Raw genomic sequence first — 24,501 nt, forward strand, 5'->3', positions numbered from 1 at the left:
ATTGAAACTTGATACCTAATGGTAGTGTTGAGGTATAGTAGGTGGGGGTTGTGTATGTTGCTCAAATGTAGCTTGTATCTCTTTTACTCGTCTGATCAAGGGTATATAGGGTTTTAGTATAATAGGCTGGCGCCAGCGCTTTGTACTGATTGTTCAATAAATTGAATGATATCAGATAAGACTAAATCGGCGTAAAGCACTGTTTCACACTGGTCTACAAATAAATTAGGGTCTATAGCTATTAAATTGCTTGCATGGAGTATTCCCTTATACATACGGCCTTTTACTTGCGGGCGATGGGGCCACGTGATAGGTGCATAGTCATGGCTTGAATTTTTTATATCTGTAAGCATCAGTGTATTTAGGCAGTCTTCGCTGGCTAATTGACTGGCTAGAGGAATCAAGGTATCGTGTCTTCCACCTTTTTGACCAGTAATCAATAGGGCATAAGCATCATTTAATGCTTCTATCTTCTTATGTTGGCCAACTGTTTTAATATGGAATAGAGCAGAAAAATCATTCTGATGCGTAGCAATGAGCAAACAAGGGATCTCTCTGTTCACCTCTAGGAAGCTACATATCTCTTTTATACATGGACTATTAGGGAATATATCTTTTAAGCCATGTAGAGGCATCCAGCCTGGCCGTGTAAGGAGGCGCATCCATGCTTGTAGGGTCATACTCCACTTCATCCTAAAAAGTGGATAGTCAATAAGCTGTAATCCCGTTTTTGCATGGGCTATAAATGCTTGCACATCACTACAGCTGCGTTCCAGCAACGGTGTGCCCATGAGGGGGGCATTAAGGGTAATGATGCCAACTATGTTAAGCTGATTTTTATAGGATTGTCCTAAGGTACAGGCCAGTACCCCTCCTTGACTATAACCGATGATAATGAGTGGAAAAGATTGTAAATCTTGGTTGTAGTGCATGAGATTAAGCGCTATATGTCTAAGCAGGTCTGCTGCTTGTTGCGCGATAGGCCGTATAACAGACTTGAACCGGACCCTACATGTTGGCTGAATGATTAGCACTACTTTTCCAAACCTCTTATGCAATGCTGCTGCAATGGCTTTTAGCTCATCTGCCTGGGCGTATAAACCATGCAATAGCAACACCGCAAAAGTAGGTGGTTGGTCTAAAGTGGGTCTATTCATAATGTATGATTGCTCCTAATCACTTACTGGCCATTTGAGAAAACTACTCGTCCTTGATCGTAACCAATGTCAATGGGTTGCGCTTTGGTAACGTGTCCAGCTAGCAATTCTTTAGACAATGCATTGAGTATGACACGTTGTATCAAACGCTTAAGGGGCCTTGCACCAAATTGCAAGCTATAGCCTTCTTGTGATAGGTAGTCCATAAGTCCCTCATCCATCCGGATCATGATACCATTCTTTGCTAGATCTGCCTGAAGTTTTGTTATCTGAATATCTACAATATCTTTAATAACTTTTTTGGAAAGTGGATTAAACATAATGATTTCATCTACTCGATTTAAAAACTCTGGCCGCATCTGGTTTTGGAGCAATTGTATGATTGCTTCTTTTGTCTCTGCTAGTACCTCTTGGGCAGGGATATCTTCAATACCAGCAAATCGACTTTGAATAAGGTGTGCACCCATATTACTCGTCATAATAATAATGGTATTTTTAAAATTTGCTGTTCTACCTTTGTTGTCTGTTAGCCTACCATCATCCAATACTTGGAGCAAAATATTAAAAACATCTGGATGGGCTTTTTCTATTTCATCTAATAGAATTACGGAATAGGGTTTGGTACGTACCGCTTCTGTAAGCTGGCCACCTTCGTCATATCCTATGTAGCCAGGTGGCGCACCAATCAACCGACTAACTGAATGTTTTTCTTGATATTCAGACATATCTATGCGAATCATAGCTTGTTCATCGTTGAATAAAAATTGTGCAAGTGCTTTGGCTAATTCAGTTTTACCTACTCCAGTAGTCCCTAAAAAGATAAAAGAGCCAATAGGCTTACGGGGATCTTGTAATTCAGCACGGCTTCTGCGTACTGAGTCGGCAATAACTTGAATAGCTTCTGCTTGGCCTGCAACACGCTCAGCCAGTACAGCCTCTAAGTGTAATAGTTTTTCGCGCTCATCTTGTAGCATTTTAGAAACAGGAATGCCAGTCCGCTGTGCTATGATTTGAGCAATATCTTCTTGCGTAACCTCTTCGTTAAACAGTGGATTGGTATCACGTAGGGCTGCTACCTGTTCTTGTAAGGCTTTGAGTTTTTTTTCTGCTTCTATCAGTCGGCCATATCGAATTTCAGCCACCTTGCCATAGTCAAAATGACGTTCAGCTTGTTCAGCATCTAAACGTAGCTGTTCAATCTGTTTTTTCTGTATGCCAATACCCTGAATAATCGATTTGTCGTGTTCCCATTTTGCTTTTAGGAGGTTCCTTTTTTCATTTAGCGCTGCAATGGTTTTAGACAATGCTTCCAGCTTGGCGGTATCTTTTTCTTTTCGAATCGCCTCTCTTTCAATTTCTAATTCGGTAATTTTGCGCTGGATTTGATCTAAATCCACAGGAATAGCATCCAAATCAATGCGCTTTTTAGCAGCAGCTTCATCCATGACATCTATAGCCTTATCAGGTAGAAAGCCTGGTAGGTAACGATCAGAGAGCCGTACAGTGGCTGTAACGGCACTATCTTTAATGTGTATGCCATGATGCAACTCATATTTTGGCTTTATGCCTCGTATAATAGAAACAGCCTGCTCCTGACTTGGTTCGTCTACCATAATCACCTGGAATCTTCTTTCTAGCGCTTTATCTTTCTCTATATACTTTTGATATTCCTTTAGGGTAGTAGCGCCGATAGCATGTAGTTCTCCACGCGCAAGCGCTGGTTTGAGTAAATTAGCAGCATCCATGGCACCCTCTCCAGAGGCACCTGCCCCAATAAGCATATGGATTTCATCAATAAAAAGAATAAACTCCCCATTAGAATCCACTACTTCTTTAATAACAGCTTTAAGCCGTTCCTCAAACTCACCTTTGTATTTGGCACCAGCAATCAAAAGGCCCAGGTCTAATGCAAAAATAATTTTAGACTTGACGTTTTCAGGGACATCACCAGAGACAATTCTTTGCGCCAACCCTTCCACAATAGCTGTTTTACCCACACCAGGTTCTCCAATTAATAGGGGGTTGCTTTTGGTCCTACGTGAAATAATTTGTACGGTTCTTCTCGATTCTTCATCACGCCCAATTACTGGATCTATTTTGCCCTCCTTAACCAGTTGATTTAAATTTTTTGCGTAACGCTCCAGCGATCTGTATTTGGACTCTGCACTAGGATCAGCAACTTTATGGGTACCCCGTAAGGCTTGAATGGCCTGCAACAAGGGTTGTTCTTCTATGCCGTGTTTTTTCATCAACGCTGCTACCTGGTCTTTACCTGCACAGAGGCTTAAAAGCAAGTGGTCTACTGCAATAAAGTCATCACCTAGTTGTGCTTTATACCTTTCTGCTCCACGAAGCGTACCATCCATATTCGGCGATAAATAAGGCTGTTGCCCAGAGGCTTTGGGATAGGTTTGAATGAGTTGATCTAATGCTTGCTCTAGCGGCATTAAGGCCACTTGAAGTTGTTTGGTAAGAAAGGTAACGTGTGCTTCATTGCTGCTTAAAATAGCCTTTAGTAAATGACCATTTTCAATAGTAAGCTGTTGATTGGCTTGCGCAACCGCTATAGCGCCTTGTATGGCTTCTTGCGCTTTAATGGTATATTTTCCAAAGTCCATAATGTTTTATATCAATCGTTGATTTACTACCCGGAAATAAATATAATGGTTTTTTGTAAAACTGTTTAAGATGGTTATGCAATAGAAAAACAAGACGATACATATGTGATCACCATGGACATGCCTACCGATCTTACGGGTACTGTTAGTGAGCCTTGTAGAAGGCTCTGTATTTACCCCAATAAGTTATCTACAAAATCGATTAAAAAAAATTAGAAAATTAATACCTTACTTTTAATTAATAAAGCACTGACTATACAAACATACCTATGCAAAAGCAGCTGAGTATTTTAGGGTAGCATCAACCAGGCAAAAGTGGGTAGATATTTTATTTTCATACTGCTGATTCAGAAAGCTTTTACAGCTTTCCCGATGGCGCTACCTCATTTGCTTTCCTTTGATGATTATGTAAGCGTAATCTACCAGCGGCAAAATTTTACCGAAGAAGAGGATTTCCAGTGTATTAAACAAGCTCTTCGAGAGGCCTACGCTGCGCCGTTAGATTTGAATAAGGTAACAGCGGAAGCATTGGCAGCATTGGGTATTTTATCTAATAACCAAATAAAAAATTATTTCAACCATTTGGCTGCCACCGGCCCGTTCTATTCTAAATACGAGCTACAGGCTATTCCTGATTTTGACTTAACCACCATCACTTTGCTTTTACCGTTTGTCTATGTAATAGAAAGCTACCATTTACCATCGAATGAATTGAAAATCAATACCAGTAAACCTAACTATTTTTTATTTCGTTATACCCCTGCACGAAGCCAAATATCTGATAATCAGTCATCTACCTTAGGAGGGTTAGATAAATATACGGTTCAGGTTTCTTGTAACCATTTCAGTGATATCGCATGGAGCATTACTGCTAGAAAACAACCAGGTGAGTCTTTTTGCTGGGATCATTCTACCTACCGTTATGGATTTAACCTATGGTCTATTTTTATCATGGTAGATAATAAAAAATATATTAAACGGATGGTAGTGGGTGACTACCAAATTGGCTATGGACAGGGTTTGCTACTCAGTGCAGGTTATATCCACACCGGGGATTCGATCCATTCTATCATTCGTTCTAACAGCCTGGGCATTCGTCCTTATAAAGGCATTAGGCGTATTGGATTGCGTGGTATAGCCATTACATCTGATCTGGGACCTATTGAAGTAACAGGATTCTATGCAAACCATAACCTAGATGCCATTCTGAAACTGAATACACAAAATAAGCTCTATACCAATCGAATAGATTGCATTGGTAAGTATGATACCGCCCATAATCTAGCCAAAAAAGGGACCGTTCATGAGCAAGTTATTGGCTGCACCATACGCAAGCAATTCAATAGAAACCAAACAGAAATAGGTATGAATCTACTCTATAACCATTACGATATACCTATTGTAAAAAGAGAAGTCTCCTCAGCTCCCTATTGGTCACAATCAGCTATTGGTTTATTTTACCGCTTGCTATGCAAAAATTGGATCATATTTGGTGAGGCAGGGCTTACGCTTCCCAATGCTACTAGGGCTAAGAAAGGGCAAGCGTTCATCACAGGATGTATGATCAGCCTTTCCCGTTATATAGACCTTTCCGGTGCATTGTATTACTATGGTAAGGGATTATGCACGCCTTATGGCCATGGCTTTAAACGCTATATGACAGATCCTTCTAATGAAAAAGGGGGGTATGTCTGTTTACAGCTTACACCTTTACCCAGCTGGCAACTTGTAACCAGTGGCCACTTTTTTGCTACCTTATTCCCTAAGCCACAGCTGGCCATAGCTAGTAGTGGCCATCGTTTTAGGACACGTTCTCACCATATATGGAATCGTACAACCATGTTGGTCATGCAGCATAAGCTAGATAAAAACCCGCGTAATAAGCCAAAGGAAGCAGATTGCCTAGCAAAAATTGAGCACGCTACTCAAAACAGTTTTAAGTGTAAAATAGATCACAAACTTACCCATTATTGGTGGGCCGATGCAGCACTACAATATACCCGTTATACTTTTTTAGGGCAAACCCATCATGGTTATGCGTTGGCCAGCACGCAAAAATGGAAAGTAAGCAAATGGCAAGTTTCTTGCAAAGCAATTTATTTTAAAACCCAAAACTATGCTACTAGGTTATACGTTTATTTACCTAATCCACTATATAGTGGTACACAGTTTCATCCCTGTTATGGTAATGGCATAGCTACTACTTGGTTGGTCTGTTGGCGGCCTATAGGGTCGGTTCGTTTGGAAATTAAATATACTTTTATATATTTTGTTGAGGATCTTTCTAAAATAGGGGTAAGCAAAATCAAAAGTGCTCCTCGCAGTGGCGGTAAGCACGATGGGGCCATACAACTTTTGGTTAATTTTTAAAGAAGATACAGGTAAACCTGTTCGAGTAATGACCTCTATTTAGTACATTAGCAATATTCATGAAAAAAACTACCATTCTAAAATTGCCTCGTATCTCCCATTCGTGTACTCAGCTTTTAGGAACTGTTGTTATTGCCTTTAGCAGTCTATTGGTAAATTATACCGCTTGCCATACTTGCAATCGATCTGATGCTGATTTAGATATACAAGCTTGGTTTACACCGCAAGATCCTTGTATGGACCTTATTGTGGCTAAGATTCTATCTGCGAAATCATTAATTCTTGTGCAGGCCTATGTGATCACCTCGCATAGGATTGCTGATGCACTGATCCAAGCGCATCAAAATAGGGTAGGAGTGCAGGTATTGATAGACAAAGATGCGCAGACTACAAGAGGCAGTAAAGTAGGTTGGTTATTGCAACATGGCATTCCTATTATAGTTGACAAAACAGTTGGTTATGCCCATAATAAAGTTATGATTATTGATGATGCATATGTCCTTACAGGTTCTTTTAACTGGACACATGGTGCACAAACGAGAAATGCAGAAAACCTAGTGATGATAACAGGAAAACATATCAATAGAAAGTTTAAAAACAATTGGTATGTAAGGGCAGCAGCTGGAGAAAGATTAAAATTTATACGCAACCATTAAACTACAAAACTAAGACGATTGAGATGATTTGTTTTTAAATTTTCGTTGAATCCATTTAGGTAACAACATGGCCCCTAAAATTAAGTAGAGATAAAAAGTGCATATACGCCATAGCAATGCGATCAATAAGGTATAGTCGCCCAACATAGGATCAAAAAATTTCTGAAACCAAAATTCTGCAATGCCACTCCCACCTGGAGAAACAGGCACCAACATCAGTGCCCACATCACAATCTGTCTGCCCCAAATGGCTAGGTGCTGGCCTAAAGAAATAGGACAATAAGCTGCCATCAAACAATTGATCAAAATGTATCGAACCATCCAGGTTAAAAAGGTACAGAGCACTATTTTATACCAAAAAAGAGGAGGTTTTCCCTTAAACTCATGTGAAGTAATCATAATGTCCTTGCTAAGCTGGTAAGCAGATCTGCGCCATCGCTTTAAGAAACCAATACTGGTCACATGGATTAAAATCCATTTTAATAGCTTGGGGTTGATAAAAACACCAATGATCATAACCAAGTTATAGACCAAAAAAAACGTATAGATAACAAAAAAGAAGGCCTTTATACTACTGCTTAATGGGCCTGCCATGGAAAAAATTGGTTCATATGCGCCTGTAAAACCCAATGTTCCAGCTAACAGAAAAAAAAGATTATCCATAATCCCAGTCACAACAATATAGGCAATAGATCTACCCAGTGACAATCCTTCTTTAGATAAAAGAAAAATAGCCACCAGACCTCCGCCTACTACCGATGGTGTTACAGCAGTGCCAAATTCCCAGAGGATGGCAATATAGAAACAACTCGTCCAAGGTAAACTGCTATTGCTCAAGATACGTAGCCTGTAAATATGACCCACTTCTCGGAGCAAAATAGAGCAGAGCGCCATAGCCAAATAGTTCCAATTGGGTTCACTTAATAGTGCCACTATTTCAAGTGAAATTTTACCAGACCTATAAAATAAAAAACCTGTAATGGCTAGTCCACATAATATAGGGAACCATACTTTTTTAACATTTAATGTTTTAAGTGCTTCTTGAGCATCCATACGCGTTTAAGTAATTAATTTAACTTGGGTCGGCTAAGTCTGTATGTGCTGTTATCCCCTTTACAGCAGGAACCCTAAAATAATTTGAATCACTGCTGGGTGCAAGGGTTAAGGCTTGCTCGTGTGAAAGTAAATTTGATGCAACATCTGGACGCAAACTAGTAGACTCCAACTTAGCAGATGCTTCTAAAACAATATTGTTGTCCACATCAAGCTCGTCCAATTGCTTTACCCAATCTACCATTGCGTTTAAGTCATGAAGCATCGTGTCTCGTTCATGCGGCGGTAATTCAAGACGGCAAAGGTAGGCCAGTTTATCTAAAAGGTCGTTATCAATAATCATCTACAGACTAAATAAAAAATTTTTACCAAAGCTAAAGTTACTTTATAAATTTAATAGAACAAAATAGCTATCGACTAGCCTTCAAAAGAGGGCTGGTCGATAGTGCACAGTTTTTAGGCATAGTCGTAATCGAGCAATCTAGCCATATGCAACTATAGACGCGCATAGACCAGGATCAGCGTTTGAAACAATAGCGCCTAGTGCGTTACGCTATATAGCAGAGTAAGTATATCGTTCCTTTGAGCATAGCATAACGGGTTGCGGCCATAGTTATCTTGCAGATTTGGGTCCAATCCTAATGCCAATAGGCGCTTAACTAGTGCATTACTCTCCTTATGGTCTAACGCAGCTGCATAGTGCAGTAAGGTTTTTCCATCTTGTCCCCGGAGCGTTAGCCTCCCTAAGGCTATTGCTTTTTTAATCAACTGTTGCATAGCAGATGCATTAGCCCCTTCGTATGCCCAATCAAAAGCTGTTCGACCATCCTTATCTTTCGCATCTATTGGTGCACCGCTGTCAAGTAAGTTTTCAGTGCTCACACCTGTTGTATCACAGTAAGCGGCCCAATGTAAGAGCGTACAACCATTTTCATCGCTACTATTGAGTATAGCTGGATTGTTACGCACATATATGGGAACTTTTTCAGGTTTACCTTGTTTAATAGCTGAGATAGCTGAGGCCAGAGAAGTCTCTTTTGGTTGTCTTTTAGAGGATAGACAACTACTGGCTTGTAAGGAGCAAAAGATTATAATAAGGTATACAGTTATATGGTGCATCGGGTATGTCAATAAAATAGACTTCTTTTGCAATGCTACTTCTACGCATCACAAATAGAGACCTTCTGCAAAAGCTATTTCTAATGGCAATTTTGGTGTCGAAGCTTGTCTATGCTCCTCAAATACATCTAGTATTCTGCGGTGCTCAACTACGCTTCTCCTAAAAATTGCTGATCACAAATAGGTTTTGCAGAAGGTCTTAGGTCCTAAAAGGGGTCTATTCCGAAATAAACAAAAAAAGAGCGAATTTTCATGCAATTTTTTGGTTCAATTAACCAAATAATAAACAAAAACTAGTATAGTGCTTATCTGGAGCTATCCACATCAGGCGTTCTTATGGACGCCAATAGATTGCTCGCTGAGGCGATACTATGGATCTGTCCAGTAATGATCAGCATGAGGTTTTGTCCCAGCTTTCTTAGCTGACAACAGGTTGGGTGTTGTTGCATATAGCACATAATGTTGTCCCACATATTCGAATGCTTTTTTTGAAAATCAGCGCCTAGGTAACAATGTAAACGTTGACCTTTAAATGAAATTTTTTGAAACCCAATGCGTTCTCCTTCCCATCGGAGCTGTACCGTTTCCAATAGCGTCTCTGTAGCAACAGGCAATGGACCAAATCTATCTATCAGCTCTTCTTTAAATTGAATGAATTGGTTCATGTTTTTAAGCTCATTTAACCTGGTATAAAGGGTCATCCGCTGTGTTGTACTTTGGACATATTCAGGTGGTAAAAGCGCTTCATAGTCGGTTTCAATGGAACATTCATTGTATGGTGTCCTTGTTTCAAACAATGTTTTAAAGTCATTATGTTTTACCTCGTCTACCGCTTCTTCTAATATTTTACAATAGGTTTCAAAACCAATGTCTGATATAAATCCACTTTGCGATGCACCCAGTAGGTCGCCTGCACCACGTATATCTAGATCTCTCATAGCCAATTTAAAGCCATCGCCTAATTCTGAAAATTCTTCTAATGCAGCCAGTCTTAGTTTAGCTTCTGGTGTAAGGGTTACATCTGTTGGAATCAATAGGTGGCAAAAAGCTTGCACATTAGACCGTCCCACCCTTCCACGCATTTGATGTAAATCAGAAAGGCCCAAAAGATGGCTGTCATTGATGATAATGGTATTGACATTGGGCATATCCATTCCAGACTCTATAATACTAGTGGCAACCAGTATATCGTAGCGTCCTACTATAAACTGCAGTATTTTTTCCTCCAACATGGATCCCGCCATTTGCCCATGGGCGATACAGATTCGTGCGGTAGGCAGTAAGTCTGATAAATTTTGTGCGATCGCGTTGATATTGCTTACCCTATTGTGCACAAAAAAGACTTGCCCGCCACGTGCTATTTCATCTTCTATCGCTGTTTTAATCAACCTATCATCGAAACGGTGCACGCTTGTTTGAACAGGCAGTCTATTGGTAGGAGGGGTAGTGAGGATACTTAAATCCCTTGCCCCCATCAGAGAAAAATGGAGGGTACGTGGAATAGGCGTAGCGGTTAGGGTTAGGGTATCCACATTCAAACGCATCTTCTTGAGCCTTTCTTTGGCACTTACACCAAATTTCTGTTCTTCATCAATAATCAACAGCCCTAAATCTTTAAACTTGACGCCATTGGTGAGCAACTTATGGGTACCAATTAAAATATCTACCTTTCCAGAAGCTGTATCAGAGAGCGTCTGTTCGATTTCTTGTTTGGTTTTAAATCGATTGATATAGCTTACATGTACAGGAAAACCGGCAAGCCTATTGATAAAAGAGTTATAGTGTTGCAGCGCTAGGATAGTAGTAGGTACCAGTACAGCCACTTGTTTGCCATGTTCTGCTGCTTTAAAAGCGGCACGAATGGCGATCTCTGTTTTACCAAACCCTACATCACCACATACCAGTCGATCCATTGGAGTAGGACGTTCCATGTCTTCTTTAACAGCAGCAATAGCCATTGCTTGGTCTGGGGTTTCCTCATAGCAGAAAGAAGCGGCCAGCTCTGCATCTAATAAGGTGTCTTCTCCAAACGAAAACCCTATCGTTTTTTTGCGTTCTGCATAGAGTGTAATCAATTCTTTGGCAATGTCTTTGATCTGTTTTTTGACGCTATTTTTCTTGCGTTGCCAGGCAGAAGTGCCCAATGTATGCATACTAGGCGTTATACCATCTTTACTGGTATATTTGCTGATTTTGTATAGTTCGTGTACGTTTACGTAGACAATATCGTTGTTTTTATAGATCAGTCGAATGGCTTCTTGTTGGTGGTTATTGATGGGTAAGGAATGTAATCCAGAAAAACGGCCAATACCATAATCGCTGTGGACTACATAATCACCAATTTCTAGCTTCCTGTATACATCATCGAGTAGGGTTTCTGTTGTGGAATGCTGTTTGGGCGGTTGGTACCTATAGTATCTGTTAAAAATTTGATGGTCACTATAGCAGACTATTTTTGCTGTATGGTCTATGTAACCTTCTCGCAAACTCAGCAGCAAAGGGCTAAAAGCTGTTTTGGATGCTTGGGCTTCTAAAATAGTAGTCAGCCGAGCAAATTGCCCCTCCGAAGCAGCTGTAATGTATACATCGTAGCCTTGCTGATCCCTTTCGCAGAGGTCATGCGCCAGAAGACTAAAGTTTTGCTTAAAAAATGGCTGTTTTTCAGCATTATATAATAATACAAGGTCACCATCTGCAACTAGGCTAGGTTCTGGTCCAAATAGAATTTGGTGAAAGGGCACAATGGATTCCATAAAGCTTTCCACCGTGTCTGGGGTTACAGTGCTCGACCGGGCTGTTCCTAAAACTTGCTTATCACAAGTCGCTTGTGCAAGGGAGCTATTGGTTGGCGATGCTTCTAAAATCTTTTTTTTATTTTTTATCCAGATACAACTCCCTGTGGGTAGGCAAGCGGCAAAGGAGGTGTAAGTCAATTGCTCATTACAAATCGTTTGCGAAAGAGGGCTATGGGGCAAAATAGTTGCTATATTGGTCTTTTTAAAAGATTTTTGGTCTTTAGGGTCAAAAATGCGGATGGTAGACACTTGATCACCCCATAGTTCTACTCGATAGGGAAACGATTGGTTTATCGCATAAATATCCATAATGCCGCCCCGTATAGCAAACTGGCCTGTACTATAGACAAAATCCACTTTTGTAAATCCTTGTTGCCCAAGGGTATTTTCCAACGTTTGCATCGATAAGGTTTGGCCTACCTCTATTTTATAACCCATAGCAGCAACCAGGGAGGGCGCGACGATCTTTTCTAAAAGTGCGGCTATGTGGGTGACCACCAATGGAGCAGATTGGCTTTCGCTTATAGCATGTATGATAGCAGATCGTTTGTTTTGAATCGTTTTATATTTATCGTCTTTTTGTTCTAAACTGGGCAAAAGCAACACAGAATGGGCAGGCAATAAATGGATTAAATCCCCATAAATAGCCAATGCTTCTTCTTTATTTTCCATCACAACCAGCTGCAACTGGCTGCAATTTTGTTGCAACGCTGCAATCAGTAACGCATCTAAGCTACCTTGCAGCCCCTGTAAATGAATATTTTTTGGCTTTTGCTTTAGGTAGTTTGTAAGCTTGGTTACAACTTCGTTTTTTTTGTACAGCGTTATAAAATCGTTGATCTGCAAGATTAGAATAAAGGTTAACTATAAAGATTACGTCCAACGCAAAGCTACAAATACTTTTTTAAAAAGATAGTAGACCTTCTGCAAAAGCTATTTTTGATCAGCAATTTTTAGGAGAAGCGCAGTCGAGCACTATAGCTTTTGCAGAAGGTCTAGTGATCAGTGCATCGCTTTGGTAGGGCTTATGCTGTTTTTTCCTTTTGCTTTTGCCATACGATCGATAGCTGCTCAAGGGTGTTGCATAATTATGCAAGTGGGTTAATTAAGTAATTTTTCTAAACAATACAACAACTGAGTCGGTCCTTTTTTGATCTGGCATTCTATTATTTATCGATTGATAATCGTATATTAATTCATTAAACCAAGCATAATCAGGTGGCTAAGCAGGACAGAAGCAATTTACGCATAACACTTTTATTGTATTCCTTTATCTTAAGTTCAAGTCTATGCAGAGGGAGTACATTTGCAGAACTTCCAGGACCTCTGATAGAAGCTTTAGAGTCAAAGGTTGATCCACCAACCCATAGACCGGAAAAAGTGTCTACATCACCAGATATTATCAGTAGCCATGCTGTTCATACCACTAATGCTCCTTTAAGCCCAAATGAAAAAGTGTCTACACTACCAGATATTGTCGGCAGCCATGCTGGTAATGGTAGTGGTAGCCAAGTCATGCAACCACCCCAAATGGAAAATAGCTTCGAAGCAGTATATAAGCTAGCATCTGCAGCGTTCACTCCAATACTTAGGTCTAGACAACTATTTCTAGCTTTAATATCAAAAATTAAATCAGATGAAGAATTGGTAGCGTTAAAAAAAGTGTTAGAAAGAACGTTCGAGGAAAAGTTAAGCAACTATACCTATTTTCTTGCCTTAACAAAAGAGTTAGAAGGAGAAGAAAGCTTCAAGCAAGATGTCGGAGCAGAAATAGTGAAGATTATTCATGCAAACCAGAACGAATTAAGTGAATATAGAGCGTTAAAAACGTTACTGGCTGTTAGGGAGTATAACAACAATCAAATTAGCATCACAAAAAGTCCAAATCTCTCAAGGAGTAGTTCAAGATATAGAACAAACTGTCGAAGAAGCCAAAAGTAAAAACCACATCATACCTGCACAACAATGGGAAGAAATGATAGATGGTACGCTGTTAATCCTTAAAGATGAAAAAGATGAAATAGCTGCTTATGAAAATAGCGTAAAAAAGTTTTTACAGAAACATCCAGACATGAAGGGGGCAAAGATAGCAAACATTATGCCGTTGACTAGCGTAGCAAAAATGGTTCGAGAAAGTCTGCAATCACTTCAAATAGCTATAAACGAAATAGGTGGCTCATCTTCTATTAAAGCAGTAATCCAAGGGCAGGAAGTCACAGTACGGGATGCGCTAATAACGGCAAACGAAATTTGTACAAAGTTATTAGAATGTATACAAAACGAAATGGAAAAAATGGAAAAAATAAACGAAGAAATAAAAACATTAGAAAATGTTAAAGAAGAACTATTCAGTGACATAGACAAATATTCAAAAATGATAGAGCAACTCGAAACAGTAGAAAAATCCATTCATGCGCTCAAGCCGCCTGACTTGTTGGAAGAAAACCTTAATAATCCATCTAAAAAATCTTATTAAGCTACTAGCCATCGATAAAAAATTGCATCGATTCATCACCATGGCTACGTTTTTCTAAAAAAGCAAGCGGCTAGCATCTATTCACCACTGTGGCAGAAAATACGTTTTTTCTAGCTTTTCGTGAGTATCCATTCATCACTGTGATTACGTTTTTCTGAAAAAGCAAATAGCTGACCAAGTACCCGCCCCGCGTCTCCTTCGATAAAAAATGGCGCTCTAGTAAAACACTAACAGCTGAGCGATATGTTTTTTAGCGGATTAGAAAATCGTCTGTTTGAAGCCCGTTTGCGGGCTGAGTTTACGATTTTCCCGCTAAAAAACATATCGATTCATCTATTTACTATCGGGCCAGACTTTTTATCGAAGGAAATAAGGGGCCCAGCCACAGGCGTGAATAGATATAAAAAATTTTTGCACTTCATGCCAAGCCATCCACTACAAATTTATCTTTAACAAAGCGCAACACTGGAATATGCTGATTGGCACGATGTTTTCCGTAAGAAACACCCTGAAAAATCAGGCCATTGTAATGCACGTTTTCCCATTCTTTTTGAAAATAAGTACCATAACGTCCTAGCATGCTACCAAAAAATAGCATCATTTCATAACCAATGTAGCTTTTTTCATTGGGTTGCGTACTATTTTTTTCAAAAAATGTTTTTCGAAACGCACTTAAAGCAGGCCTACTATAGTCTATATAATTGGGAGATAAAAATAGAATAGGCAGCCTATTGAGTTGATGCACATTTAATATCTCCTTTTTGATCCATTGTTCGTGGCCTATAATTTGTGGTTTAATACCAAGTTTTAAGCAAAGACTGATTACATTAGAGATCAGCAATTCATCTTGAGAGGGTACATAGATATGGGTTAGTTTTGTGCAGTCCAATCTATCTTGTTCGCTGCTTTCAACTTCTTTTTCTTCCTGCTCTTGATTGCTAGCTTCTTCAAAAAAGCCTTTGATCTTTTCACTAGAAAGTTGCACAAACAGATCTATTGGCTTACCTAATTGCTGCTCAACCCTATCTTTATATAACGTTGCTTGCAATACATCTTTCTGATCCATACCATAAAAAACAGCTATGCAAGGCTCCTCTATTGCTTTACCATATATATCACTGAGTGTAAGCGTTGCTGCTTTTTGAGCGTAAGTTTCTAAGTCAGGTTGAAAAAGAAAGGCAAATGGATTTCCGTGCGTTACGGCAGCATTATCCGAAATAGGATTCACAAGATTAATTTTGTGTTTTTTAGCAAATGCAGCCACCAAGGGAATGGTATTAGGGTAGAGAGGGCCTATAATTAGATCCATATAGGGCATCGCTTCTTGTGCCAACAATGCTTTCGTAACCGCTACATTTCTTTTGGTATCAAAGGCAAAAAGATTGATAACAATACCCTCCTTAGCAAGTCTTTCTATAGCCAATTCTATACCTTGATATAGCTCAATAACAAATTGGTCTGTACATGCTGCATAATTCAATTCATCTACAAAGAAGGGAAGCAAAACAGCTACATCATAAGCAGCTTTGCGCTTAGCAGTTAAGTGTTTCAAAGGATCATATATATAGTCTGAAAAATTATATTGTTGTTTTAACCTATCTAGCAGAGCAAAATCTTGCGTAAGGTAAGCCTGTTTAGCCACTTTTTTATGCAAAATAGCTTTAATCATAGAATCATTTGGGAACCTTTTGATCAGTTCCTGCAAAAAGGCCTCATTTGCTATTTTTTTAAGGAAGTATTTTTTCATTTGCAGCACTGCATCAGTCATATTTTTGTCTTCAATCAAAGCAAGGAAGGCTAAAGCCCCTGCAAAATCTTCCGCTTCAAAGCTACATTGCGCAGACCAGTAATAGACTTCATTGCATTTGTTCCAATCTGGAAACCGCTTTGGTATTTCTAAAAAAGCTTGCCTGGCAGTTGCTTTTTCACCATTATGATAAGCTGCCAATGCATAGTAAAAATGAATATAGGGGGAAAGGGAAGGGGGGTGGGCTATTTTTCTAAGTCCATCAAATAATACTTTTGCCTGAGCATAATCTGCTGATTTATAAACTTGCTTAGCTGCTTCATATTGCGCCAATAGAAGCCGAGCATGTCGATCAGACATCCCCAAACCTACTTTGTTGCGTTTTGCTATAGCAATACCTCCTAAAGTGGGCCACAACAAAATCAACAATAGATAAAGATTAATAACTGTTCTGACTTGTTTTGTATACAAACGCATATTTAGATCCAACTTAATGTAAATATAGAGGCCAATCAACGGACTTAAATATAGACTGCTTTCGAAAGCAGTCTAATGGCTAAATGTTGTTGAAGACAAAGCGTAAAATAATAGAAAATGTACATTTATTTCATCTTTATAGCATAAAAAATAATGGACAAAGTAATAGGTTGTCCACTTTGCTGCATTGTACAACCAGGTATACGCTTCATAAAATACAACTACCTCTTGAAGAGAAGTTATAAAAAACGATAAATGTTATATATTTAACCTAGGGTAGGGTATATCCATGATATCTTAAAATGTAAGTAAGTATGTATAAAAATTTAAACAACTACGTCTATAAACTTGGTTTATTGTTTGCATGTACATTGTCTATTAATTTTACCAATAAAATAGTCTATTGTGCCTTGCTATTTACTGCTTTAACAGTGGTCCTAAATAGTATAGCAAAGTGGCATGGCAGTAAAAAGGCTGCTATAAGCATACTATTGTGCAGCGCTACTAGCTTTGCTTTTTTATATGATAAACAATATTATATTTCCGGTAAGCTTATCCATGGGCTTATATTAACCTCTTTATGTGCTATATTAGTTGCTTCATATATTGGACTTAAGCTTTTTTTAAAACTACAAACACGCTATGGGTTTGCAGCAAGCAATTGTATAAGCTTATTCATCTCTTCACTTGTGGATCACCTGATCATGGGGCTGTTTTTTACTCGAGTATTTCCTATCCGTAAGGTTTGGTTAATAGTCTATCAAGAAACAGCTTATATTTACCTTTTTTCAGCTGCAATATATCTAGGCTCAGCTATAATTTTGTATGCAAAGCCAGCTTATATTAAAGTTAAAAAACAATTGCGCCTGCTTTGCACTATCCGTTCTGTTAAATCTAAGATACCACCCTTATAAGCCATCATCATAGTAGAACAAAATCCAGTAGCCTCTAAATGATTCTAAATAGAGCCTTTTTTGGACAAGACACCAATACCGTCAGCACCCATCTCATTGGCAAGCTGCTGTGTTTTCGTAATTTTAAGGGAATCATTACGGAAACAGAGAGTTACATTGGCTCAGATGATCCCGCTTGCCATGCAGCTAGAGGGATGACGCCAAGAACTAAAATCATGTTTGGATCTGCTGGGTTTAGTTATGTATATTTCATATATGGCAAATATTACTGCTTAAATATTGTTACGGAAGCTTTAAATTTTCCAGCGGCCACACTCATTAGAGGCATACAACTGATTCATCCACCCTATACTTATCTAAATGGACCGGGCAAACTTTGTCAGTTTTTAGGTATTGATTTAAGCCATAATGCGATCGATGTAACGCTATCAAAGTCATTGTATATTAAGGATATAGGTTTTCAATTATCCTATAAAGCAACACCTAGAATAGGGATTTCAAAAGGTTTGGATAAAATGTGGCGGTACGTTATTACGGATAAAGATGGTATAGCAGCTATGCTACCCCATACAACTTAAACGGCTATGCCTACCAAAAACCATCATGTTATTCTACGTAGCCGGATTGAAGTTACGGTAGATAAGCATAACCAAAATAGCATCCTTCAACAGACCATTCATAAAGTTATCCAGAAACGGATTATACCTATTTTATCCAAACTCCTTTCTAAATATGTACCGCATGATGTAGTTATCCACTTAGACAAACTTGTCATAGATGGAGGCAGTTTTCATCTATCCACCCTAGACAAGCAATTGCCCTGCCAAGTAGAGCAAATTTTAATGGTTCAGCTACAAGAACAGATTAAAAAAGTGATCCAGAACCCTGCTGTACACCAAATAATACCACTACCAGATGCAAAACGGGAAGCTCTAGCCCACTATCTCTCAGAAGGTAATTTTGCTTGGTGGATGTCAGAAAATTCTGAAAATCAGATTGAAAAAATATATCTAGCATTACTCCATCATACCCCTCTGCTTATAGAACAACTCTGGTATAATCTGAACAAGAAAGAAAAAGCCGTTCAACGTTGTATGACGCTTTTTTCTCATACTACCCTAGAACATACCCTTTCTTGCTTATTAAAACAGCCTATAACATACTTTAGACCCATCTTAGCTGAAACAGGATTATTACTACATCAAACCAAGGTTTTGACCAATTTATCCTACCCACCGAAACAACAGTTGCTTGCAATGGCCTTATTAGGCATCATCACCCAACAAAAGACTAAAATAGACCAGATGGGTTTATTGAGTATACTCCTCAAGCAAGTCGCCCTACAAACCTCTACTCATTACGACACAGTTCTAGAAAAATTACACGCTCACTATGCGCAAAATGAGGGAAAGGCCTCATGTCACACAACCACTAAAGCATTGCTCCTTCAGTTGCGTGACCTAGTTATAACGCCACCAAAGTTATGGTATCAGGATCTTAAAAATCAGGAAAATGTATTAAAAGAATTGGACAAAATAGGCAATGGTAGGGTAGAGGACCATCAATTATCAGCAGTTATGCATCGGATTGGAGTAGCAATGGACCAAGCTGGTATACGCCCTCTGGTAAAAAGCTGGCTGCAAGAAGAAAAAAACAGAACAAAATTGGCTAAACATTTACCTGATGCGCTCTTTGCTCCATTCTTAGCCTCTATAGATCCCTCTATTATAGCTATATTTTCTGATTTTGCCCAAATCGCAACAGTTACTACTGCTACCAACGTGCCTGCTTGCGTGATTAAAACCAATACGTTAGCCTACTGTGCTTTTAGGCATTCTAAAACAGATTATCTGAAAGAGATGAAATCATTGTTTAGAAAGTATATTGCCAATAACATCATTAGTAAGGAACAACTCGCCACACTCCTTGCCACGCAACCCTATCACCCAGTCATAAAATCCACCCTAGTACCATTGACGTCTCGATTTGCAAAAAAAACATTACGCCATCGTCCACCTAGCACATACCTGCCTGATGTAGCAGCTAGCAAGATGCCAATCCATCAGCCCACCATACAGCATAGTCCTGCCCAACCCATACTGCTTTCAACAGAGCTCCTCAATAGACTAGAAAAGCTGATTATTAGATTGTTGGAGCCTACTCCATGCCAAATAAGTGTGGATGCAGTCAAAAATATATTGGTGCAAGCCGCCATTGCAGACCCACTTAGCACGGAAAAAAAATATATAGATCGTGTTATAGACTACCTTACCCCATATGCGCCATTTGCTGCTGACATATTAGGTGCAACAGAAGAATATCAACAGCTAGCAGCCTGCTTTTCTAGTATGGCACCATTACAAACTAACCATGAGATCACCCAATTAGGTGGAGATTCAGAAAACCCATTATCTGATGTAGTGGATTTTCTTGCTTATAATGAATTGCCAACAGGTCAGTTGGTACCAGCTTATTTCATAGCCAAATGTTTGGGAAAGGCAACATGCCAAGCAATACGAGATCAGTTGGTACCCTTATGCCAAGAGCCGACTATTCTAAAAAAGTTAATGCAACATGCCACAGAGGCAGCCTTATCCAAACTATTACAGGCCTTTACTACTTTTCCCCAGCAGATACTAGATGGATTAGAACAGGTCATTATACAATCAGGCGTATTCCAAGGCACCCAACAGCAGGACAATATCCGTTTGCTCAAAGAAATTTTTATTACAGCAGCCATTATCCATAGACCATCCGAACAGCAATATATAGAATGCATTGTACTCCATCTTAGCAGAGCAACTGCATCTAATCCCACCATTTTATGTGAGCAATTGATAGATGCAGCCAAACAATCAAGCGATCATCACTTAGCAGAGGCCTTTTCTTTGATTAAGGAAAAGTTAGCCCCATTGAACCTAGATGAAATAGACGAAACGGATCTTATTTTTCTATCCACACACGAAACATTTACTTTGGACAAAGGACTTTTACCACTTTACTATAGTAGCCTATTGCCAGCTATTAAACATATGGTACGCCAATCCCTTGATCTATCCCAATCAGCGATCGACCAACTCGTTGCACAACACTTGCCAACCATTCCCCCCCCTCTACAGGAAACCATAAGTTTTGCATGCTACAAGCAACTTGCCAATGTGATACAAAGCAAACAAGAACGGGTGGCACAAAGATGGCACCTCTTTTTACATACTGGTAAGTTGGGGGATTATCTAGACAGTAAAGCCTTGTTGGAGGATGTTATTACCCATCTTCCCACTTTTGCATTAGCACAAGATAAAATACATGTACGTCAACGTCTCATTACAAATTTTACCCATACGCAGCTTATGTTATTGGTTCAGCACCACAGTGAGGCTGGAAAATCATTAGCAAGCTGTATACAGGGAAGCTATCAATTGTGGTGTGCCACACAAGGCTCATTGAGTCAATTCAATACCGCCAAACAGCTATTTTGGAATAGTGTACTCAAAACCTTACCGCAGACATCTATGGATCAAGATCATTGGCTTGCACAATTCATCACCGAATTGAGTAATATGGTAGAAATCACACCCACCACACTACTTGAAACCTTCCAACTTGTGGAGACCAAACCAAAAGAGATATCCACCTCATTACATAAGTTACAAGACAAATACCGACAAGAGATCCAGCGGCAAGCCATACAACGTGGCTACAAAGCGGCTACGTTAGCCAAGCTTTATCTACTGCTCAATAGTAATCTATCACTTTTTACCCAGGAGTATCATCTATCCATGGCTACATTAGGCAACGAATTGGTGCAGTTTATGGCGGATCAACCATCTGCTGTATCAAAGCTTCTAGAAGAACAAGACAATCCTCAATTGGTAGCCAGACGGCTGGTACACTACTTTAGCCAAGAAGTTGCCAGAAAAATTATAGCCTGCTTGGCAAAAGAACAATCTCAGTTTGTTATGCATTATCTAGACCTACTGACCGATCCATTGGCACATATAGCTATACAACCAGATCCCTCTTCAACCTGGAACAAAGAACTATACATTGCTACGATAGATTATTTTATTACCCAACAGCCATTTGAAGCAACAAAATTTATACATAGCACCCTAGTGACCACCCGCTATCCCAAAGAAGCGATGTATAAAATCCTGTCTTCAATTGTAGCTACAAAAGCCACTAACCAGGACAGAGACAAGATAATCACTTTGCTTAAGCCCCTGGTACAGCACATCAATCAACCTACTATGCCTCAGCAGGTTTCAGTCAATCATCCATTAGCATCGCCATTGGCAACCAAGCAACAAGCCCCACTCCCAAAAGTTAGTCCACTAGAGAAAGAAGTGCGAGTCTATACCAAAAATAGTGGGTTGGTTTTTTTATGGCCCTTTTTGTATGATTTTTTTAAGGGACACCACCTTATGGTTGGCAACCAATTCTTCTGTGACCAAGCAGCCCATAATGCCGTTTATCTCTTACAATACTTAGTTACGGGCAAACTAAAAAGCCCAGAATGGCAACTTACCCTGCCCAAACTACTGTGCGGATTATCCTACGATGAAGTATTGCTACCCTATACACCCATAGATGCAGATTGCGATACATATGATCAAGAAGCGCTAGAAACAACAGGACGAGCGTCAGCAAAACAGCCTAAACAGCCACCCACAGAACAAACAGCAGCAGATGCATCCATATCTAGCAGTGCCATAGAAGCTATAGCCCTAAATAACCAACTGTTTATGGAAAAAGTAATCAAACGTTGGAAAAGCTTAACAAAACTCAAAGAAATAGCTCTATACCAAAATTGTACCACTCAAGATATATTGCAAAGTTATTTTTTGAACCGGCTAGGTATTTTAACTAGACAGGAAGCCAATGATGCTACCGAAAGCAAATTTTGGCATCTAACGATTATGTATCAGGACGACGATACAGACAATGTACTCCCCCCTTGGTCTATGACCAATATTAAACTACCTTGGATGCAAGAAGCAATGATTGTATTTTGGATGCCCGGGTAGGATCAAACCCCATGTAGTGATTTTATATACAATATATACTTTTATTAAGCATTAAAAATGCGTCTTATACTTGTAATTATTAAAATCGTTTTGTAATATCACATTGTATAGCCTGGTGTAGGCCAGTAGGCTATTTTTATAAAAATATTATCTTTATTGTAGATATTAACTCATTAAATTAATTCATTTTTGTCATGTTGTATAAAAAAATAACCTTGCCGCTTTTGCCATTTGCCGGGTTGCTCATAGTCTCGAGTTGTGACAATGGTAATCAGGCTTCTGTTTCGGTCATTCCAGATAATCATAAAGATAGTAATAGCCGTAAGGAGCTACAGGGATCGCTTGATGCTTATAAAGCATTAGGAAGTCTCAGTTATGAAGAGGGTAAGCAATCATCTTTTCTACTTCAAGTTAAGGGCCGCATATCTAGTAAAAATCATCAATTAACAGGCCAAGTGGGTTTTGTATTGCTTCCAAGCAGTGGTGCGTTGAAGGATGATTCGCCCATAATGAAAAATGCCATAAAGGTCAAAGATCAGAATAAAAAGTTAATACCTCAAGGGGAGGGCGTTTTTGTTTATTGGGATAAGATAGGTAAAATTACCGCTGGTACAGTAAACCACATTATTCGACTAGAAGAAGCGGCATATAAAAAACTAACTTCAAAAAAATATCAGTTATGTATGGTATATGCACCAAGCGGTGCAGCTGGCATAAATGAGGTAGTTGCTACTATCCCAATGGATCTTACAGGAAGGGATTCATCGCTACCAGTATATCGAGGTATTGGTCTGAAAGCTCTAGATCCTACTGAAAAGCAATTAAACGATGATCAAGGTTGGGCCTTAAAAGGTGCAATAGGTGAGTCCTTCAAAGCTGGTGCGCAAGTAGGGTTTATCTTAGTCAAAGATGGGGTTAACCCTTATGGTTTGGTTCAGCAAGTAATAGCCTCTGAAAATAAGTGGCCTACTGGCATTACATCGTTTAGTGGTGATATGATTATGATTCCAGTCGATAAATTGAGAGATCTGGATCCTCCTATAATAATGGATTTTCCACAAAACGAAGCGCCTATTCAAGGTGGAAAATTTAATCTACATTGTTATTGGACTCGAAATGGACATTATTATTTGAGTCAAGTTGAAGACACTTCCCCTCCTTCAATTACATTTACGGGCAGTAAACATAGTTTAAAAGTATCAGCTCTAAAGCTTGTCCGTGAGCAACTATCGGGTCAGGTTCAAAATGTTAAACTATCTGGTGGTGCAGTTGAATATTCCGTTAATGGTCAAGCAGCAGAAATTCCTGCTGGTCAACAACCTGCTTTAGTCGTTGTTAAAGACGATGCTGTTTGGAGAAGTTCTACACTTGTAGATCTGCGTAAAAAATCGCTTGAATCCAATAGCAATGTCAGTATAACAGATGATAGAACCATTTGCCTTATTGCAGATGTGAATAAGCCGTTAGATCAATCTTGTATCGATTTCTTTAGCAAAGGAACAGATTATCAATATTTTGCCTGCTTATTTTCTACAGACGATTATAAGCTTAAGTTCTATACACAAAAACAGCAAGTTGATATAGAAACAACTGAAGTAGGTAAAACGGCTCAACCAAAGGAAGAGTCCAAAGTTGATAAGTTAAAGATAACGTTAGATAATACAGGGGCGAATATTACTGTGAAGTATAAAACCTTAGTTATATTCGGATCAAGTGGGGCTACCTATACACTGCCTAAGGTTAATCTAGAACCTAGTGACTTTGATACAAATAACATTCCACAACGTGGCTTTTTAATAACTAAAAACTTGGAAGGAGGAGCTGCACCAACAATAGCTAACTTTAGTGATAAGATTCAAAAATTTATTGATGATAGCAAAGGGGTAGACCATGATAAGTCTAACCAAACTGTGATCTTTAGAGAAGATAATCAAAATGATCTAAAGGAAATTTTGTATGATGCATACAATAGTGAGAAGAAAGGTAAATATACTTTGGTGATTGGTTATTGGGCGCAATACAAAGATCAGATTATATGGAGCGAGCCAGTAAGTATAGAGCTTAAGTAGAAATAACACTGAATGCAATGCTC

The 24,501-nt window shown here is 39.1% G+C and carries 15 protein-coding genes; 8 read left to right on the forward strand and 7 right to left on the reverse strand.

Annotated features, from left to right (window positions below):
• Positions 1-113 precede the first annotated feature (113 nt).
• Both AAHM81_RS00185 and AAHM81_RS00190 read right to left on the reverse strand, forming a co-directional pair.
• Positions 114-1,157 (reverse strand): hypothetical protein, encoded by a 1,044-nt coding sequence (locus tag AAHM81_RS00185; protein ID WP_342265364.1) that lies wholly within the window; start codon positions 1,155-1,157, stop codon positions 114-116.
• Positions 1,158-1,180: 23 nt separating this feature from the next.
• Positions 1,181-3,775: an ATP-dependent Clp protease ATP-binding subunit gene (locus AAHM81_RS00190; protein WP_342265365.1), complete on the reverse strand. Its 2,595-nt coding sequence runs from the start codon at positions 3,773-3,775 to the stop codon at positions 1,181-1,183.
• Positions 3,776-4,147: 372 nt separating this feature from the next.
• Here AAHM81_RS00190 and AAHM81_RS00195 point away from each other — a divergent pair, with 372 nt between their 5' ends.
• Both AAHM81_RS00195 and AAHM81_RS00200 read left to right on the forward strand, forming a co-directional pair.
• Positions 4,148-6,145 carry a hypothetical protein gene (locus tag AAHM81_RS00195; RefSeq protein ID WP_342265366.1) on the forward strand — a complete coding sequence of 666 codons (1,998 nt, stop codon included), beginning with the start codon at positions 4,148-4,150 and terminating at the stop codon, positions 6,143-6,145.
• Positions 6,146-6,204: 59 nt separating this feature from the next.
• Positions 6,205-6,801, forward strand: a complete 597-nt coding sequence (locus AAHM81_RS00200; RefSeq protein ID WP_342265367.1) for a phospholipase D-like domain-containing protein — start codon at positions 6,205-6,207, stop codon at positions 6,799-6,801.
• Between the two features lie 9 nt (positions 6,802-6,810).
• On the opposite strand, the gene AAHM81_RS00205 is transcribed toward AAHM81_RS00200, so the two are convergent.
• From AAHM81_RS00205 to mfd, 4 genes are all read right to left on the reverse strand, one after another.
• Positions 6,811-7,854, reverse strand: a complete 1,044-nt coding sequence (locus AAHM81_RS00205; protein WP_342265368.1) for a lysylphosphatidylglycerol synthase transmembrane domain-containing protein — start codon at positions 7,852-7,854, stop codon at positions 6,811-6,813.
• A gap of 19 nt (positions 7,855-7,873) precedes the next feature.
• Entirely contained in the window at positions 7,874-8,197 is a 324-nt protein-coding gene (gatC, locus tag AAHM81_RS00210; protein ID WP_342265369.1) for an Asp-tRNA(Asn)/Glu-tRNA(Gln) amidotransferase subunit GatC, read from the reverse strand.
• A 197-nt stretch (positions 8,198-8,394) separates the two neighbouring features.
• Positions 8,395-8,973 carry an ankyrin repeat domain-containing protein gene (locus AAHM81_RS00215; protein ID WP_342265370.1) on the reverse strand — a complete coding sequence of 193 codons (579 nt, stop codon included), beginning with the start codon at positions 8,971-8,973 and terminating at the stop codon, positions 8,395-8,397.
• A gap of 305 nt (positions 8,974-9,278) precedes the next feature.
• Positions 9,279-12,614 (reverse strand): transcription-repair coupling factor, encoded by a 3,336-nt coding sequence (gene mfd, locus AAHM81_RS00220; protein WP_342265371.1) that lies wholly within the window; start codon positions 12,612-12,614, stop codon positions 9,279-9,281.
• 372 nt (positions 12,615-12,986) lie between these two features.
• On the opposite strand from mfd, the gene AAHM81_RS00225 reads away from it, so the two are divergent.
• Positions 12,987-13,709: a hypothetical protein gene (locus AAHM81_RS00225; protein WP_342265372.1), complete on the forward strand. Its 723-nt coding sequence runs from the start codon at positions 12,987-12,989 to the stop codon at positions 13,707-13,709.
• Between the two features lie 34 nt (positions 13,710-13,743).
• Complete coding sequence (locus tag AAHM81_RS00230; protein WP_342265373.1) at positions 13,744-14,244, forward strand: hypothetical protein; 501 nt, start codon at positions 13,744-13,746, stop codon at positions 14,242-14,244.
• A 418-nt stretch (positions 14,245-14,662) separates the two neighbouring features.
• Here AAHM81_RS00230 and AAHM81_RS00235 read toward each other — a convergent pair whose 3' ends face one another.
• Positions 14,663-16,468: a hypothetical protein gene (locus AAHM81_RS00235; RefSeq protein WP_342265374.1), complete on the reverse strand. Its 1,806-nt coding sequence runs from the start codon at positions 16,466-16,468 to the stop codon at positions 14,663-14,665.
• A gap of 314 nt (positions 16,469-16,782) precedes the next feature.
• Between AAHM81_RS00235 and AAHM81_RS00240 the strand changes: the two genes are divergently transcribed.
• The 4 genes from AAHM81_RS00240 to AAHM81_RS00255 all read left to right on the forward strand — a co-directional run bounded on the left by AAHM81_RS00240 (position 16,783) and on the right by AAHM81_RS00255 (position 24,478).
• Positions 16,783-17,382 (forward strand): hypothetical protein, encoded by a 600-nt coding sequence (locus tag AAHM81_RS00240; RefSeq protein ID WP_342265375.1) that lies wholly within the window; start codon positions 16,783-16,785, stop codon positions 17,380-17,382.
• Positions 17,383-17,420: 38 nt separating this feature from the next.
• On the forward strand, positions 17,421-17,960 hold the full coding sequence (locus AAHM81_RS00245; RefSeq protein ID WP_342265376.1) for a DNA-3-methyladenine glycosylase: 540 nt from the start codon (positions 17,421-17,423) through the stop codon (positions 17,958-17,960).
• 6 nt (positions 17,961-17,966) lie between these two features.
• Complete coding sequence (locus tag AAHM81_RS00250) at positions 17,967-22,409, forward strand: contractile injection system tape measure protein (protein ID WP_342265377.1); 4,443 nt, start codon at positions 17,967-17,969, stop codon at positions 22,407-22,409.
• A 194-nt stretch (positions 22,410-22,603) separates the two neighbouring features.
• On the forward strand, positions 22,604-24,478 hold the full coding sequence (locus tag AAHM81_RS00255) for a hypothetical protein (protein WP_342265378.1): 1,875 nt from the start codon (positions 22,604-22,606) through the stop codon (positions 24,476-24,478).
• The last annotated feature ends 23 nt before the right edge of the window (positions 24,479-24,501 follow it).

Origin of the sequence: Cardinium endosymbiont of Philonthus spinipes (genome assembly GCF_964030745.1) — a bacterium.
Classification (GTDB): domain Bacteria; phylum Bacteroidota; class Bacteroidia; order Cytophagales; family Amoebophilaceae; genus Cardinium.